Source organism: Pseudomonas sp. J452 (assembly GCF_024666525.1).
Classification (GTDB): Bacteria; Pseudomonadota; Gammaproteobacteria; order Pseudomonadales; family Pseudomonadaceae; genus Aquipseudomonas.
This window is the reverse complement of sequence record NZ_CP088294.1, coordinates 2,279,877-2,297,086: the sequence shown is the minus strand read 5'-3', so window position 1 is coordinate 2,297,086 and position 17,210 is coordinate 2,279,877. Positions and strand designations below refer to the sequence as shown.

Genomic DNA, 17,210 nt, shown 5'->3' with positions numbered 1-17,210 from the left:
CGGACCGCCCCCATGGCTGATTCATACGACGAAGACTTCTCTGGCGAGAAGAGCAAAACCCAGATCAAGCGCGAACTGCATGCCCTGCAGGAGCTTGGTCAACGCCTGACCACCCTCAAGCCCGACATCCAGGCCAAGCTGCCGCTGACCGACGGTCTGCGCAAGGCCCTGGCCGAAGCGCCGAAGCACACGGCCAACGCGGCAAAGAAACGCCACGTACAGTTCATCGGCAAGCTCATGCGCGACCAGGACATCGACGGCATCCTCGCCCTGATCGACCAGGTCGACAGCTCCACCCGCGAATACAACGAGCGCTTCCACACCCTGGAACGCTGGCGTGATCGCCTGATCGGCGGCGACGACACCACCCTGGAAAGCTTCGTCAGCGAATTCCCGGAAGCCGACCGCCAGCACCTGCGCGGCCTGATCCGTCATGCCCAGCACGAAGCGGCGCGGAACAAACCGCCAGCCGCTGCACGCAAAATCTTCAAATACATCCGCGAACTGGACGAAACCCAGCGCGGCCTGCGTTAAACCTCTGTGCCGGCAGGGTTGGCCGCTACGCGTTCAACCCTGCCCACTCCTCAGCCGCCTGTTCCACCCACGGTGATCGCATCGATCTTCAGCGTCGGCTGGCCGACGCCCACCGGCACCGACTGACCGTCCTTGCCGCAGGTACCGACGCCGCTGTCCAGGGCCAGGTCGTTGCCGACCATCGACACCTTGCTCATGGCCTCCGGGCCGTTGCCGATCAGGGTCGCGCCCTTGACCGGCGCAGTGATCCGGCCGTCCTCGATCAGGTAGGCCTCGCTGGTAGAGAACACGAACTTGCCACTGGTGATATCCACCTGACCGCCGCCGAGGTTGGCGCAGTAGATGCCCTTCTTCACCGAACGGATGATCTCTTCCGGGTCGCTCTCGCCGGCCAGCATGTAGGTGTTGGTCATGCGCGGCATCGGCAGGTGCGCGTAGGATTCGCGGCGACCATTGCCGGTACGCGCCGCGCCCATCAGGCGGGCATTCAGCTTGTCCTGCATGTAACCCTTGAGCACGCCGTTCTCGATCAGCGTGGTGCAGTGGGTTGGCGTGCCTTCGTCATCGACGCTGAGCGAGCCGCGACGGCCGGCCAGGGTGCCGTCATCGACGATGGTGCACAGGCTGGAGGCGACCTTTTCGCCGATCTTGCCGCTGTAGGCCGAACTGCCCTTGCGGTTGAAATCGCCCTCCAGGCCGTGGCCCACGGCCTCGTGCAGCAGCACGCCCGACCAGCCGGCGCCCATCACCACCGGGAAGGTACCGGCCGGAGCGGGCTGCGCTTCGAGGTTGACCAGCGCCTGGCGCAAGGCCTCGCGGGCATAGCCCATGGCGCGGTCCTCCTCCAAGAAATAGCGGTAGTCGGTACGCCCACCACCGCCATGGCCGCCACGCTCGCGGCGGCCGTTCTGCTCGACGATCACGCTGACATTGAAGCGCACCAGTGGACGGATATCCGCGCCCAGGCTGCCATCGCTGGCCGCGACCAGAATGCGGTCCCAGACGCCGGAGAGGCTGACGGTGACCTGCTGGATACGTGGATCAAGGGCGCGAGTGGCCTGGTCGATACGCTTGAGCAGTTCGACCTTTTCCGCCCGACCCAGCACATCCAGCGGATTGCCCGGCGCATACAGCGCGGTCACCTGCGGGCTGCTGAAGGCTTGCACGCTGCCCTGCTGACCGGCCCGCGAGATCGAGCGGGCTGCCCGTGCGGCCTGGCTGAGGGCATCGGCGGTGATCGCATTGCTGTAGGCAAAGCCGGTTTTCTCGCCGGACTGGGCGCGCACGCCGACGCCCTGGTCGAGGTTGAAACTGCCTTCCTTGACGATGCCGTCCTCCAGCACCCAGCTCTCGGATATCTGGCTCTGGAAATACAGGTCGGCGGCATCAATGCCGGGGCCGGCCAGCTCGCCGAGGATATTCGGCAACTGCTCGATGCTCAGGCCACCGGGGGTCAGCAGGTGCGCGCTGACCGATAGCAATGTCTCGCTCATAACTTCTCCGTAGGCGCCGGCCCTGGAACGGCCGGGGCAAAAAATCGTCGGTGGCTGGCCACTGGCATGCGCTGGCGGATCTGCGCCTGCTCGGCAACATCCGGGGTGGCCAGCAAGACGGCCTCGCCTGTGGGCTGCTCGGCCAGCGGCCGGCCCCAGGGGTCGATGATGGCCGAATGGCCGAACGTCTCGCGGCCGCCCGGATGGCTGCCACCCTGCCCGGCCGCCAGCACATAGCACTGGGTCTCGATGGCCCGGGCGCGCAGCAGCACCTGCCAATGCGCCGCGCCCGTCACCGCCGTAAATGCAGCTGGCGCGCTGATCAGCTCGGCACCCGCTTGCCGCAACAGGCTGTACAGCTCGGGAAAACGCAGGTCGTAGCAGACCGTCAGGCCGAGGCGACCCACCGGGGTATCGGCCACTACTACCTGGCTGCCAAAGGCATAGTCGTCCGACTCGCGATAGCGGCCACGGCTGTCGGCCACATCGACATCGAACAGGTGCAGCTTGTCGTAGCGCGCCACCCGCTGGCCCTGGGCATCGAGCAGCAACGAACAGGCATGCGCCTTGGCATTCGGCTGGCCATCGGGCGGCAAGGGAATGGTACCGGCGACTATCCACAACTGCAGGTCGCGGGCGGTCTGCTGCAACCAGGGCAGGATCGGCCCGCTGCCCTCGGCCTCGGTACGCCCGAGGGCGGCCAGGTCACGCCGGCCCATGGCGGCGAAATTCTCCGGCAGCACGGCGAGGCGCGCACCGCCAGCGGCGGCCTGTTCGAGCAGGCGGCGGGCGGCGGCGAGGTTGGCCAGCACATCGTCCTGGCTGACCATCTGAATCACGGCAAGCGACATGAAGACTACCGACGGGGTGATGACTGCATGCTACTCCAAGTACGGGCAGCGGACTTCATCGGGGTTTTTCAAAAGGTTTGTCGAAGGTGATGGCCGGGTTCTGCCAGGGCCCCTTGACGCTGTATTGCACGCTGGCGAAACGCGCCACGCGATCACCCAGCAGCTTGTCGACCACGAACAGCGCACCACCCACCGCCGGTGCGCCGACAATCAGCGCGGCCAGTGGCAGGTTGTTGGTCACTGGCAGGGTCACCAGCAGCTTGGCGTCGATCTGGTCGCGCGCCATGTCCAGGGTGCCATTAAGTTCCAGGCCGCTGGACGGCCCCTCCATCTTGATCGGCTCGCGGGTGACGAACACCCCGTCGCTGGCTATCAGCAGGCCCTTGACCTTGTCATAACTGAGGCCCTTGCCGAGCAAATCAGAGAAATCCAGGCGCAGGCGTCGACTGATCGAGTTGAAGTTGAGCAAACCGAACACCCGCAGCGCCGACGCCGAGCCCTTGACCTCGACCATCTGCCCCTTGCGCAAACTGGCGTCCATGCGGCCGCTGAAACGCTTGAGACTGAGCCAGGCCGGCGAGCCGGGCCAGCGGCCATCGACATCCAGACGGAAGCGCTCGCTGGTGACTGTCGGGGCAAAGTTCCAGGCCAGCAGCACGTCACCCAGGTTGGCGCCTTCGAGCCGCCCCTTGTACCAACTACTGCTAGCGCCAGGCGCGCCCTCCCAACCCGCAGCCCCCTTGACCTGCAAGCCCTTGAGCTGCAACGACAGCTCATTGAAACGCACCCCCTCGGCCGTCGGGCGCGCCTTAAGCGACCAAGCGCCGAGCAGTTGATCGCCCTGCAATACGCGGGCGATGCGCAGATCCAGGGCCGGGAACTGCCGTGGATCGACTGCAGCCAGGGCATCCGGCTTATCCTTGTCAGCCGGACTCGGTGGCTCGGCCGGCGGGAAACTCAGGCGTGCCAGGTCAACTTCGATTGGCGCACCAGCAGCATCCGGCAGATTGATCCGCCCCTCCAGCAGCGCGCTGGCCAGGTCAAGCTGCCAGCCGTGGCTGCTGCGAGCCAGCTTGGCCGCCAGGTTGTCGACCTGGGTACCGAAGCCACTGAAGCGATCGATCTGCAAGTCGGCGCCACGCAGGAATTGCAGGTTGCCGGTGGCGCCCGGCGTACCGCCATATTGCTTGCCCAGCGCCTGCCAGGCGGACCAGTCCAGCTCGCTGAGGCGCCCAGCAATGCCCAGGCCCGGGGCACCGGGCAGGCTGGCCGAGGCACCGCCCAGACGCAGCTCGCCGCGCCCCTGCAACACCTGCCCCGGCGCCGCAGCAAAGGCCAGGCTGGCCTGTCCGGCGTAATCCAGCCAATAACGCCGCTCATTGCCCTGCAGGGTCATGCGCCAGACGGCTTCGCGACTATCGCCGGCGACCTTGCCGAAAGGCGCCGGTAGATCGATGGCCAGGCCCTTGAGGTCGGAGCTGATGCGCAACTGGCTGTCGGCGCCGTCCAGGCTCAGGCTCAGGGCATAGGGCAACTGGCCACTCAGCGGCAGTGCCTGGGTCACGCCCAGCCAGCTGCTCAGGGTCGTTAGCGGCACCTGACCGTTGGCCTCGATCCGCGTACGCGCCTTGCCCCGTGCGCCGCCGGCAATCGCCCGCCCGCGCAGGGCATGACCCAGCGCCTGGGCACGAATGTCCGGGGCACTCAGGCCGGTAGCCGTATCGAAACGGAAGGCGCCTTTGATCTGGCTCAGCTCCAGCGCCGGCGTGCTCAGTTGCAGGCGCGCGCCCTCGGTGGCGAAATCCACCTGCACCCGAGGCGGCTGCCCCTGAGCCAGGGGAATGTCGAGGTTGAGCTTGCCGCTCAACGGCCCCTCACCACGCCAGCCAGCAAAAGTGTCTGCGGTACCCAGCGGAGCTTCCTGAAGAATCTTCAGGGCATCCACCACACTGCTCTGCACCTGCCCCTGCACGTTCAGGCGCGGCACCCGCCCCGGCCCGACCTGCGGAATATCGACGCTGACCGCCGTGAGTCGGCTATCCAGCAGGCGCCCTTGCGGGACACGCACCCGCACGCCACTGTCCTCGATCAGCACCTCGCCACGTGCCTCGCGCAGCACTGGCCAGCCCGGCTGGAAGGCCAGTTCGGCATCCTGCACGCGGAAATACAGGCTGAGGCTGCGCGCCGCGGCATCGGCGCCCTTGAGCAACGAGCCCTGGTACTGGAAATAGCCCTCATCAACCTTGCCAGCACGAATGGCGCTGTTCAGCCACTCGCTGAGCTTGGGGCTCATGCCCGGGGAGCGGGTCGGCAGGTACTTGCCGGTGAACTGCGCATCGCCATTGCGAATGCCCACGCGCAGGTCCATGTAGTCTTCTTCGGCCGGGTCCTTGCGCAGGCGCACGAGGAAGTCGCCAGCCACTGCGCCCTCCTCGCCGACCACTTGCAGATAGGGGCTGCGCAGGGTCAGCCCGGCGCTATCGAAATGCCAGAGCAACTGCGCGCCGGCTGTGCGGTAGTGCCACATCGCCGGAAACAGCTGATCGAAATGCAGGCCGAAGTTCTCGCTGGCCAGGCGGCCGTCGCCATCGCTGAGATTGCCGCTGACACTGCCGCTGGCATTCTCCACCGCAGGAATGCCATGCCAGGGGCTGATGCCGACCTGCGCCAGGTTCAGCGAATACTGCAGACGGTCGGCACTGGTCAGTTGCGGACGATAGGTCAGCTGGATATTGCTCAGCAGCCCCTGCGGGCGCAGGGCCTGCAAGGCCTCGGCCGCCTGCTCAGGCAGCGGCGCCAGGGCACTCACCACCGGGCCGAGCGGGGCCAGATCGAGACGGTCAGCGCTCAGCGTCCATTGCTCCTCGCGCCCCTCTGCCGCGCTCTGCTGGCGCAGCGCCAGTTGCACCTCGCCCCAGCGCGTCTCACCCAGGCTCAGGGCCAGGGAGTCGAGTAGCAGGTCGAAGCCAGTGTCCGTGCGGGTGAAGAAGGCGCTCAGCGCCAGATCCTGCACCTTAACCGCCTTGCGCTGGGCATAGCCGCCACTCAGTTCGGGGGCATGCAGGCGGGCCACTGCACGCTGTACCTGGCCGTCATGCCAGTCCAGCCAGAATTCGCCACCGGCCTGCAGCTTTTCCAAGCGCCAGGCCTGCGTCAGGCCTTTCGGCAACCAGCGCGCCCAGTCACTCTGCGGCAGGCTGAGGTACAGCTCGGCCTGGCTGCTCAGCCAATCCTTGGGCTGCAGGCGGGTCCGCAGGCGCAGGGCCAGCGGCTGACCATCGGGCAGCAACAGTCGGGCGTCGATACGCTGGCGCTGGGGGCCGCTGCGCAGAGTCAGGTTGGCGTAGGTGAAGCTCAGAGGGGGCTGTTCGAAGGGTTCGAGAGTCAGTTGGCTGTCCAGCAGTGACAAGGTGCTGATGCGCTGCAGTCCCTGCAGGAGCTGTTGCGGATCGGCTTTCTGCGCGCCCGCGGCACGCACCGGCAGGCCCTCGACACTCCAGGCACCCTGTTCATCCTCGCGCAGACTGAGCTGCAGGCCATCCAGTTCCAGATTGGCGATGTGCAACTGCCGGCTCAGCAGACTCTGCAGCACATCGGGCACCACCCGCACCTGATCCAGGCGAATGCTGCTGGCGCCACTGCCCAGTTGCACATCATGGGCAAACAGCAGCGGCGCCAGGCCACTCCAGCGCCCTTCCAGGCTGCCGATGCTCAGCGGCATGCCGAGCGCGGTCTGGGCCTTGCTCTGCACCTCGTCGCGGTACTCCGCCACCAGCGGTATCAGTTCGCGGCCGAGGCTGGCATACAGCGCCGCCAGCACCAGGCCCATAGCGCAGAGCCCGAGGGCAATGCGCAACAGGGAGACAAGCAGGCGCGCCAGCCGACTCATGCAGGGCTATCCAGGCGGATTCGGGTCATCTCAGAGCAGCACCACATCGTATTGCTCCTGGGAGTACATGCTTTCCACCTGGAACTTGATGGTGCGGCCGATAAAGGCTTCGAGATCGGCGACATTGCCCGACTCCTCGTCGAGCAGGCAGTCGACCACCTTCTGGTTGGCCAGTACCCGGTAGCCCTCGGCCTGATAGGCGCGTGCCTCGCGGAGGATCTCGCGGAAGATCTCGTAGCAGATGGTTTCCGGGGTCTTCAGCTTGCCACGGCCCTGGCAGCTGCTGCAGGACTCGCACAGCACCTGCTCGAGGCTCTCGCGGGTGCGCTTGCGGGTCATCTGCACCAGGCCCAGCTCGGTGATGCCGATGATGTTGGTCTTGGCGTGGTCGCGCTCCAGCTGCTTTTCCAGGGTACGCAGCACCTGGCGCTGGTGCTCTTCATCTTCCATGTCGATGAAGTCGATGATGATGATGCCTCCGATATTGCGCAGGCGCAGCTGGCGGGCAATCGCGGTGGCGGCTTCGAGGTTGGTCTTGAAGATGGTCTCTTCGAGGGTGCGATGACCGACGAAGGCGCCGGTGTTGACGTCGATGGTGGTCATCGCTTCGGCCGGGTCGACCACCAGATAGCCACCGGACTTGAGCGGCACCTTGCGCTCCAGGGCGCGCTGGATCTCGTCCTCGACGCCGTACAGGTCGAAGATCGGGCGCTCGCCGGGGTAGTGTTCCAGGCGATCGGAGATCTCCGGCATCAGTTCGTCGACGAACTGGGTGATCTTCTGGAAGGTCTCGCGCGAGTCGATGCGGATCTTCTCGATCTTCGGGTTGACCAGATCGCGCAGGGTACGCAGGGCCAGGGACAGGTCCTCGTAGATCACCGAAGGCGTCTTGGCGCTCTGCATCTGCCCGGCGACCTGCTCCCACAAGCGGCGCAGGTAGCGGATATCGGCGAGGATTTCATCGGCACTGGCACCCTCGGCGGCAGTGCGCAGAATAAAACCGCCGGCCTCTTCGATGCCCTCGGCGGCCACGCAGTCGGTGACCACCTGCTTGAGGCGCTCGCGTTCGGCCTCTTCCTCGATCTTCAGCGAGATGCCGACATGCGCCGTACGCGGCATGTACACCAGGTAGCGCGAAGGAATCGACAGATGGGTGGTCAGCCGCGCGCCCTTGGTGCCGATCGGGTCCTTGGTCACCTGCACCACCAGGCTCTGGCCTTCGTGGACCAGGGCGCTGATGCTTTCCACCGCGCTGCCTTCGCGGGTGGAGATCTCGGCCGCGTGAATGAAGGCCGCGCGATCCAGGCCGATGTCGATAAAGGCCGCCTGCATGCCTGGCAGCACGCGCACCACCTTGCCCTTATAGATGTTGCCGACAATGCCGCGGCGCTGGGTGCGCTCGACATGCACCTCCTGCAGCACACCGTTTTCCACCACCGCCACGCGCGACTCCATCGGCGTGATGTTGATCAGGATCTCTTCGCTCATGCATCCCACTCTGCGCGATGAAGCTGCCGGCCATGGGCCGCATGCCGAACCGGCGGCTTCTTAACTGTTGACCGGCAATGGCTGCCAGCACGGAATTGCGAATTCGTTGAGTAGCTGTGCGGTCTCGCACAAGGGCAAACCGACCACCGCCGAGTAACTGCCCTGTAACTGGCTGACGAACACCGCCGCCAGCCCTTGAATACCATAGCTGCCTGCCTTGTCGCAGGGCTCCCCGGTGGCCCAGTAGGCCTCGGCCTCGCCGGGCTGCAGGGCACGGAAACCGACCCGACTGGTCACCACCTGCACGGCACTGCGCGAGTGGCTGACCAGCGCCACCGCCGTCAGCACCTGATGCTCGCGCCCGGACAGCGCCGCCAGCATGCCCAGCGCCTCGGCGCGATCCTGCGGCTTGCCGAGAATCTGCCCGTCGAGCACCACGGCGGTATCTGCCCCCAGCACCACAGCATCGCCGCAATCGCCCAGGCTGGCCAGTCCGGCGCGCGCTTTATCCAGCGCCAGGCGCTCTACATAGCCAGGCGCAGTCTCGCCCGGCAAGGCGGTTTCATCGATAGAGGCGCTTAACGTGACGAAGGGCACACCGATCTGCGCCAGCAGTTCGCGGCGGCGCGGGGAACCTGAGGCCAGGTAGAGGGTGGCCATGCAGACATCTCCCTGTCGTGAAATGGCAGTCGCCGGCACGGCGGCCGACGCCGATTCAGTGAACGCCGAAGCGCTGTTGCAGCCCACGCAGGATGGCGAACACCCAGGGCCAGAGCAAGGCGCTGACCAGCGCCGGGAAGACGAATTCGAGGGTCGGCTGGCGATTACCGGTCAGGGCATTCAGCCACAGATGCACCAGCTGGGCCAGGCCGAACACCACCAGCAGCACCAGGCTCTGCTGCCACATGGGGAACATGCGCAAACGCCGCTGCAGCGACAGCACGAGGAACACGATCAGGGTCAGGATCAGGGCATTCAGGCCCAGCAGCGAGCCATTCAGCACATCCGCCAGCAGGCCGAACACCCAGGCCGAGACCATGCCCAGGCGGTGCGGCACGGACAGCGCCCAGTAGGAAAGGAACAGCGCCAGCCACAGCGGGCGGCCGATGGCCATAAAGTCCGGCATGGGCGCCACGCTGAGCAACAAGGCAAACGCCAGGCTGGCCCAGATTACCCAGCCGTGAGCGGAACGTGTCACCACCATCAGTGGGCCTCCTGACTATCGGCTGGCGGTAAGGCCGGCGCGGCTTCCACCGCAGGCAGCGCCGGAGCTGGCGTCAGCGCTGGCGCGCCCGGTGCTGCCGGCGCAGGCATAGGCGTTGCCGCCTCAGGCACGGCCGGCGCCTGGCTATCGGCTTGCTGCTGGGCCTCGGCGGCAGCAGTGGCGCGTTCTTCCGCGCTGCGCCGATCAACATCCACCAGCAGCATGTGGCGACTGCGGTTCAGCGCGGCAGTCGGCACGGCCCGCACGATGGCGAATGGCTGGCCGGAGTCGTGAATCACTTCACTGACCATGGCTACTGGGTAACCGGCCGGAAAACGCTGACCCATGCCGGAGCTGACCAGCAGATCGCCCACCTTGATATCGGCGGTATCGGCCACATGGCGCAACTCCAGACGCTCCGGATTACCGGTGCCGGCGGCGATGGCGCGCAAACCGTTGCGATTGACCTGCACCGGAATGCTGTGACTGGTATCGGTGAGCAGCAGCACCCGCGCCGCGTAAGGCATGACCTCGACCACCTGGCCCATCAGGCCACGGGCATCGAGCACCGGCTGGCCGAGAAACACGCCGTCCTGCTCGCCCTTGTCGATCAGGATGCGGTGGGTGAAGGGGTTGGGGTCGATGCCGATCAGCTCGGTGGCAATCACCTTCTCCTCCACCAGTGCGGAAGAGTTAAGCAGCTCACGCAGGCGCACGTTCTGCTCGGTCAGCGCGGCGAGCTTCTGCACGCGACGCTGCAGCAGGAGCATTTCCGCCTTGAGCTTCTCGTTCTCGGCAGCCAGCTCATTGCGACTGCTGAGTTCCTGGGTCGCGGCTTCCCACAGGGTCACCGGCAGGCGGCCGATCCAGAACACCGGCTCGACCAGCAAGCCCATCTGCGCACGCAGCGGCTTGAGTACAGTGAAGCGCGCATCCACCACCATCAGCACAGCCGACAGCACGACCAGCACAAGCAGTCGTACGCCCAGCGATGGACCTTTGGCAAAAAGCGGTTTGATGGCGAATCCCCTAGAACCTGTTGATGACCGACATCGCGTCGATCACCCCGCATGGATACAGCCTGCTGCGCAGTCTAGCGCCCCGACAGGGCAGACGCGGAGCACACCCATACCGCACAAAATCGAAAGCCGGAAGAACAGGCTTCCGGCTTCGGCTCACGTCGTCAGGATCACTCCGAAGAGAGCAGATCCATCGAGTGACGATCCATCATCTCCAGCGCCTTGCCGCCGCCACGGGCCACGCAGGTCAGCGGGTCTTCGGCGACGATCACCGGCAAGCCGGTTTCCTGCGACAGCAGCTTGTCCAGATCGCGCAGCAGTGCGCCACCACCGGTCAGCACCAGGCCGCGCTCGGCGATGTCCGAGGCCAGTTCCGGCGGCGACTGCTCCAGGGCGCTCTTGACCGCCTGGACAATGGTCGCCAGGGATTCCTGCAGCGCTTCCAGCACTTCGTTGGAGTTCAGGGTGAAGCTGCGCGGTACGCCTTCGGCCAGGTTACGGCCACGCACGTCGACTTCGCGCACTTCGCCACCGGCGTAGGCGGTGCCGATTTCCTGCTTGATCCGCTCGGCAGTGGATTCGCCGATCAGCGAACCGTAGTTACGGCGCACGTAGGTGATGATGGCTTCGTCGAAACGGTCGCCACCGACGCGTACGGATTCGGCGTAGACCACGCCGTTCAGCGAGATCAGCGCGATTTCGGTGGTACCACCGCCGATATCGACGACCATCGAGCCGCGCGCTTCTTCAACCGGCAGGCCGGCACCGATGGCAGCGGCCATCGGCTCTTCGATCAGGAACACTTCGCGGGCCCCGGCGCCGAGGGCCGACTCGCGGATGGCGCGGCGCTCGACCTGGGTCGATTTGCACGGCACGCAGATCAGCACGCGCGGCGACGGCTGCAGGAAGCTGTTTTCGTGAACCTTGTTGATGAAGTACTGCAGCATCTTCTCGCAGACGCTGAAGTCTGCGATCACGCCATCCTTCATCGGGCGAATGGCCTGGATGTTGCCCGGGGTACGACCGAGCATGCGCTTGGCCTCGGTACCGACGGCGACCACGCTCTTCTGGTTGTTGCCGCTGGTACGGATGGCAACCACGGACGGCTCGTTCAGCACAATGCCGCGATCGCGGACATAAATCAGGGTATTGGCAGTGCCCAGGTCGATCGACAGATCGCTGGAAAACATGCCACGCAGTTTCTTGAACATTGGGGAAAACCCTAGACAGAGCGTGGAGAAAACGCTGGGTAAAAAAGTGCGGCAAACTCTATCAATGACCAGCCTTTTGGGCAAGGCGCGTGATGTGCTAAATTGCCTGCTTTTCCGGGCGTTACGGCCCACAATTCGCGGCTTTCGACCGCAACACGCGGTATCCGTTCCCCGCCCGTATTCGTCCGGCCACCTGGCCTGCCCCTGGAGACTCCCGATGGCGCTTGAACGCTCCGACGTGGAAAAGATCGCCCATCTCGCCCGCCTGGGCCTGAATGAGGCCGAAGTTCCACGAACCACCGAGACCCTCAACAATATTCTCGGCCTGATCGACGCCATGCAGGCCGTCGACACCGACGGTATCGAACCACTGGCCCACCCGCTGGAAGCCACCCAGCGCCTGCGTGCCGACCAAGTGACCGAGCAGAATCAGCGCGAGGCCTACCAGGCCATCGCCCCGGCCGTGGAAAACGGCCTGTACCTCGTGCCGAAAGTCATCGAATAAAAGGAAAGGGTTCCCCATGCATCAACTGACCCTCGCCGAGATCGCCCAAGGCCTCGCCGGCAAGCAGTTCTCTTCCGAAGAGCTGACCCGCTCGCTGCTGGCGCGCATCCAGCAGCTCGATCCGCAGCTAAACAGCTTTATCAGCGTCACCGAGGAGCTTGCGCTTGAGCAAGCCAAGGCCGCCGACGCCCGCCGCGCCGCCGGCGAGAACGGCGCCCTGCTCGGCGCGCCGATCGCCCACAAGGACCTGTTCTGCACCCAGGACATCCTCACCAGCTGCGGCTCGAAGATCCTCAGCGGCTTCAAGGCCCCGTACAACGCCACCGTGGTCGAGAAACTCGCCGCCGCCGGCACTGTGACCCTGGGCAAGCTGAACATGGACGAGTTCGCCATGGGCTCAGCCAACGAATCCAGCCACTACGGCCCGGTAAAGAACCCCTGGGACCTGACCCGCGTACCGGGCGGCTCCTCCGGCGGCTCCGCCGCTGCCGTGGCCGCCCGCCTGCTGCCGGCCGCCACCGGCACCGATACCGGCGGATCGATCCGCCAGCCGGCCGCGCTGACCAACCTTACCGGGATCAAGCCGACCTACGGTCGCGTCTCCCGCTGGGGCATGATCGCCTACGCCTCCAGCCTCGACCAGGGCGGCCCACTGGCCCGCACCGCCGAGGACTGCGCGCTGATGCTCAGCGGCATGGCCGGTTTCGACGCCAAGGACAGCACCTGCGTCGATCAGCCGGTGGACGACTACCTGGCCGCTTTGAACCAGCCGCTCGCCGGCCTGCGCATCGGCCTGCCGAAGGAATACTTCGGCGCCGGCCTAGACAGCCGCATCGCCGATAAAGTGCTGGCCATGGTGGAAGAGCTGAAAAAGCTCGGCGCCACCGTCAAAGAGATCAGCCTGCCGAACATGCAGCACGCCATCCCGGCCTACTACGTGATCGCACCTGCAGAAGCCAGCTCCAACCTGTCGCGTTTCGACGGCGTGCGCTTCGGCTATCGCTGCGAGAACCCGGTCAACCTCGAAGACCTGTACAAGCGCTCGCGCGGCGAAGGCTTCGGTGCGGAAGTGAAGCGGCGCATCATGGTCGGCACCTACGCGCTGTCCGCCGGCTACTACGACGCCTACTACCTGAAGGCGCAGAAGATCCGCCGCCTGATCAAGAACGACTTCATCAAAGCCTTCAACGATGTCGACGTGATCCTCGGCCCAACCACGCCGAACCTGGCCTGGAAGATCGGCGCGAAGAACAACGACCCGGTCGCCGAATACCTGGAAGACATCTACACCATCACCGCCAACCTGGCCGGCATCCCCGGCCTGTCCATGCCCGCCGGCTTTGTCGACGGTCTGCCGGTTGGCGTGCAACTGCTTGCGCCCTACTTCCAGGAAGGTCGCCTGCTGAATGTCGCCCACCAGTACCAACAGGTCAGCGACTGGCACAAACAGACACCCAAAGGCTTCTGAGGCATAGCCCGCACAGCTCTCGCGCACACCTGTAGGAGCCAGCTTGCTGGCGATCAATAAGGCAAAAGCATCGCCAGCAAGCTGGCTCCTACAGAAGACATGCACGATGACGAAGCGGCCGCCCGCAACGCATTCGAGGAATACGCAAGATGCAATGGGAAACCGTGATCGGGCTGGAAATCCACGCCCAGCTCAGCACCCAGTCGAAGATCTTCTCGGCCAGCGCCACCACCTTCGGCGCCGAGCCCAACACCCAGGCCAGCCTGGTTGACCTCGGCATGCCCGGCACCCTGCCGGTGCTCAACGCCGAAGCCGTGCGCATGGCCTGCAAGTTTGGCCTGGCGATCGACGCCGAGATCGCCGGCAAGAACATCTTTGCGCGCAAGAACTACTTCTACCCGGACCTGCCCAAGGGCTACCAGACCAGCCAGATGGATGACCCCATCGTCGGCAAGGGCTTCCTCGACATCACCCTGGAAGACGGCACGCAGAAGCGCATCGGCATCACCCGCGCGCACCTGGAAGAAGACGCCGGCAAGAGCCTGCACGAAGACTTCCACGGCATGAGCGGCATCGACCTCAACCGTGCCGGCACGCCGTTGCTGGAAATCGTCTCCGAGCCGGACATCCGTTCAGCCAAGGAAGCGGTGGCCTACGTCAAGGCCATCCACGCCCTGGTGCGCTATCTGGGCATCTGCGACGGCAACATGGCCGAAGGCTCGCTGCGCTGCGACTGCAACGTCTCGGTACGGCCCAAAGGCCAGGCCGAATTCGGCACCCGCGCAGAGATCAAGAACGTCAACTCGTTCCGCTTCATCGAGAAGGCGATCAACCACGAAGTACAGCGCCAGATCGAACTGATCGAGGACGGCGGCAAGGTGGTGCAGGAAACCCGCCTGTACGACCCGAACAAGGACCAGACGCGCTCCATGCGCAGCAAGGAAGAAGCCAACGACTACCGTTACTTCCCCTGTCCGGACCTGCTGCCGGTGGTGATCGAACAGAGCTTCCTCGACGAGATCCGCGCCAGCCTGCCGGAACTGCCGGTGCAGAAGCGCGAGCGTTTCGAGGCGCAGTTCGGTCTGTCCGCCTACGACGCCGACGTGCTGGCCGCCAGTCGCGAACTGGCCGACTACTTTGAGGCGGTCAACGCCGTCTGCGGCGATGCCAAGCTGGCCGCCAACTGGGTGATGGGCGAGCTGTCCAGCCTGCTCAACAAGGACAACCTGGAGATCGAGCAGTCGCCAGTATCGGCCGAACAGCTGGGCGGCATGATCCTGCGCATCAAGGACAACACCATCAGCGGCAAGATCGCCAAGATGGTGTTCGAGGCCCTGGCCGCCGGTGAAGGCGCCACAGCTGACGAGGTGATCGAGAAGAAAGGCCTCAAGCAGGTCACCGACTCCGGCGCCATCGAGTCGATGTTGGATGACGTGCTGGCGGCCAACGCCGAACAGGTCGAACAGTACCGCGCCAGCGACGAAGCCAAGCGCGGCAAGATGTTCGGCTTTTTCGTCGGCCAGGCCATGAAAGCCTCGAAAGGCAAGGCCAACCCGGGCCAGGTCAATGAACTGCTGAAGAAAAAGCTGGAAGGGTGAGCCGAAGCGGCTCGCCTACGCTAGCGATAACGACGCCGGGTTAGCCCGGCGTTTTTTATGGGAACAGCCAAGATGAATATCCGTAGCCCGGATGCAGTCCGGGGTGTTGGGCATTCCCGGATTGCATCCGGGCTACAGGCTAACGGAGCCGCCATGCGCATAGCTTTCGCCCTGTTCGCCGCCCTGCTGCTTGTCGGCTGCACCAGCCAGGGCGTGGTCGACCCGCAGGGTTACCGCGCCGAAGGCCAGGCTTCCTGGTATGGCGCCAAGCACCACGGGCGCAAGACCGCCAGCGGCGAGCGCTTCGACCAGCACGCGCTGACCGCCGCCCACCGCGAACTACCATTCGGCACCCGCGTGCAGGTGACCAACCTGAGCAACGACAAACGCGTGATAGTGCGCATCAACGACCGCGGGCCGCACACCCGCAACCGTCTGATCGACCTGTCGCAACAGGCCGCCAAGCAGCTCGACATGCTGCGCGCCGGCGTGGCGCCGGTGCGCGTCGAAGCCCTCGAGTAACCTCCAAGGAGAACTGCCATGACTGAAGAGAAGAAAAGCGGCCTGCAGGTGCGCCGCGAAGTGATGGGCGACGCTTTCGTCGACCGCGCCCTCGGCAATGCCACCGACTTCAGCCAACCGCTGCAGGACTTCGTCAACCAGCATGCCTGGGGCGGCGTATGGAACCGCGAAGGCCTGGATCGCAGGACCCGCAGCCTGATCACCCTAGCCGCGCTGACCGCACTGAAATGCCCGCAGGAACTCAAAGGCCACGTGCGCGGCGCCCTGAACAACGGCTGCACGGTCGAGGAAATCCGCGAAGCGCTGCTGCACTGTGCGGTCTACGCCGGGGTGCCGGCGGCTATCGACGCCTTCCGCGCGGCGCAGGAAGTGATCGACGAACACGGCAAACCCTGAGCAGTGCTCGCGCAAGCCGTTGCCTAGACTGATCAGGGTAAACCCCGGCCATGGATGCGGCCTGCATGCCGACATGAGCGCGAGATGAAACGACTGAAAGTGCTGTTGCTTAGCCTGATCTGTATCACTGCGGCGGCCCAGGCCGACAGCATCGTCTGGCTCAGCGCGGAATTTCCGCCCATGTCCATGACCCAGGGGCCCCATGCCAATCAAGGTTACATAAACAGCCTGTTCGGTTACCTGCAGCAGGCGCTGCCCCAGCACAGTTTCTCCGAGTCGGTCGTACCCTGGCCGCGTGCCATGCACATGGCCGAACAGGGTGGCCCTTACTGCCTGCTGGCCGCCTTCAAGACCCCGGAGCGCGAGGCCTTTCTGCGCTTCAGCAAGCCCTACGGCCATGTGCTGCCTCTGGGCCTGGTGATCCGCCAGGAACAGATCGAGCGCGTGAAACCCTATCTCGACCCGGCCGGGCATGTGCAACTCGAACGCCTGCTCCAAGACCCGCAGATGCGCCCTGGCATTGCCAGTGGCCGCAGTTATGGCAGCCTGATCGACGACCTGCTGAAGACCAGCCATGACACAGCGCACAACGGTTTGGCCCGGGTTCACCAGGGCGAATCCACCAGCGCCCTGTTCAACATGCTCGACCACCGGCGCATTGACTACACCTTCAGTTATCCCAACGAGATGGTCTATTTCGCCGCCAGCCACCAGCTCCTGCGCTTTTACCCCATCGCCGGCAGTAACCAGTTGCTGCCTGGCCGCCTCAGTTGCACACGCAGCACGCAAACCGACCGGGCCTTTGCCGATCTCAGCCAGCTCCTTGATGGCGAAGGACATCAGGCGGTGTTCCAGGTCAGTTACGAGCGCTGGCTACCCGAGTACCTGCTGGAGCATTACCACAGCCAGCTTGCCCAACTGCCGGCGGAGTGACGGCGCACCACCCGCGCAGCCAGCCGCACAACCACGCAACCTGACGACTCAGTCAAGCGTGACGCAGCGCACAAACTCTTCGAATTTCGTCATCGGCGC

The 17,210-nt window shown here is 65.0% G+C and carries 15 protein-coding genes; 7 read left to right on the top strand and 8 right to left on the bottom strand.

What is annotated here, in order from left to right:
• The first annotated feature begins 12 nt into the window (after positions 1-12).
• On the top strand, positions 13-534 hold the full coding sequence (gene yjgA, locus LRS11_RS10315; RefSeq protein ID WP_173203619.1) for a ribosome biogenesis factor YjgA: 522 nt from the start codon (positions 13-15) through the stop codon (positions 532-534).
• Between the two features lie 50 nt (positions 535-584).
• Here yjgA and tldD read toward each other — a convergent pair whose 3' ends face one another.
• The 8 genes from tldD to mreB all read right to left on the bottom strand — a co-directional run bounded on the left by tldD (position 585) and on the right by mreB (position 11,689).
• A complete protein-coding gene (tldD, locus tag LRS11_RS10310) occupies positions 585-2,027 on the bottom strand; it encodes a metalloprotease TldD (protein WP_260496721.1) in 1,443 nt (480 codons plus the stop codon).
• Positions 2,024-2,878: a carbon-nitrogen hydrolase family protein gene (locus LRS11_RS10305; RefSeq protein WP_260496720.1), complete on the bottom strand. Its 855-nt coding sequence runs from the start codon at positions 2,876-2,878 to the stop codon at positions 2,024-2,026. Before LRS11_RS10305 ends, tldD begins: the two co-directional genes overlap by 4 nt.
• Positions 2,879-2,933: 55 nt before the next feature.
• Positions 2,934-6,767, bottom strand: coding sequence for a YhdP family protein (locus tag LRS11_RS10300; protein ID WP_260496719.1), 3,834 nt, complete (start codon positions 6,765-6,767; stop codon positions 2,934-2,936).
• Positions 6,768-6,797: 30 nt separating this feature from the next.
• Positions 6,798-8,255: a ribonuclease G gene (gene rng, locus LRS11_RS10295; protein WP_173203611.1), complete on the bottom strand. Its 1,458-nt coding sequence runs from the start codon at positions 8,253-8,255 to the stop codon at positions 6,798-6,800.
• Between the two features lie 60 nt (positions 8,256-8,315).
• Entirely contained in the window at positions 8,316-8,915 is a 600-nt protein-coding gene (locus LRS11_RS10290) for a nucleoside triphosphate pyrophosphatase (protein WP_260496718.1), read from the bottom strand.
• Positions 8,916-8,970: 55 nt separating this feature from the next.
• Positions 8,971-9,459, bottom strand: a complete 489-nt coding sequence (mreD, locus tag LRS11_RS10285; RefSeq protein WP_260496717.1) for a rod shape-determining protein MreD — start codon at positions 9,457-9,459, stop codon at positions 8,971-8,973.
• Entirely contained in the window at positions 9,459-10,430 is a 972-nt protein-coding gene (mreC, locus tag LRS11_RS10280; protein ID WP_409519796.1) for a rod shape-determining protein MreC, read from the bottom strand. Before mreC ends, mreD begins: the two co-directional genes overlap by 1 nt.
• 218 nt (positions 10,431-10,648) lie before the next feature.
• Positions 10,649-11,689: a rod shape-determining protein MreB gene (mreB, locus tag LRS11_RS10275; protein WP_173203605.1), complete on the bottom strand. Its 1,041-nt coding sequence runs from the start codon at positions 11,687-11,689 to the stop codon at positions 10,649-10,651.
• 217 nt (positions 11,690-11,906) lie between these two features.
• Here mreB and gatC point away from each other — a divergent pair, with 217 nt between their 5' ends.
• From gatC to LRS11_RS10245, 6 genes are all read left to right on the top strand, one after another.
• Positions 11,907-12,194, top strand: coding sequence for an Asp-tRNA(Asn)/Glu-tRNA(Gln) amidotransferase subunit GatC (gatC, locus tag LRS11_RS10270; RefSeq protein ID WP_260496716.1), 288 nt, complete (start codon positions 11,907-11,909; stop codon positions 12,192-12,194).
• A gap of 16 nt (positions 12,195-12,210) precedes the next feature.
• Positions 12,211-13,662 (top strand): Asp-tRNA(Asn)/Glu-tRNA(Gln) amidotransferase subunit GatA, encoded by a 1,452-nt coding sequence (gene gatA / locus LRS11_RS10265; protein ID WP_260496715.1) that lies wholly within the window; start codon positions 12,211-12,213, stop codon positions 13,660-13,662.
• Between the two features lie 149 nt (positions 13,663-13,811).
• Positions 13,812-15,260 (top strand): Asp-tRNA(Asn)/Glu-tRNA(Gln) amidotransferase subunit GatB, encoded by a 1,449-nt coding sequence (gene gatB, locus LRS11_RS10260; RefSeq protein WP_260496714.1) that lies wholly within the window; start codon positions 13,812-13,814, stop codon positions 15,258-15,260.
• Positions 15,261-15,413: 153 nt separating this feature from the next.
• Complete coding sequence (locus LRS11_RS10255; protein WP_260496713.1) at positions 15,414-15,782, top strand: septal ring lytic transglycosylase RlpA family protein; 369 nt, start codon at positions 15,414-15,416, stop codon at positions 15,780-15,782.
• A gap of 18 nt (positions 15,783-15,800) precedes the next feature.
• On the top strand, positions 15,801-16,178 hold the full coding sequence (locus tag LRS11_RS10250; RefSeq protein WP_260496712.1) for a carboxymuconolactone decarboxylase family protein: 378 nt from the start codon (positions 15,801-15,803) through the stop codon (positions 16,176-16,178).
• An 84-nt stretch (positions 16,179-16,262) separates the two neighbouring features.
• Complete coding sequence (locus LRS11_RS10245; RefSeq protein WP_260496711.1) at positions 16,263-17,111, top strand: TIGR02285 family protein; 849 nt, start codon at positions 16,263-16,265, stop codon at positions 17,109-17,111.
• Positions 17,112-17,210 lie beyond the last annotated feature (99 nt).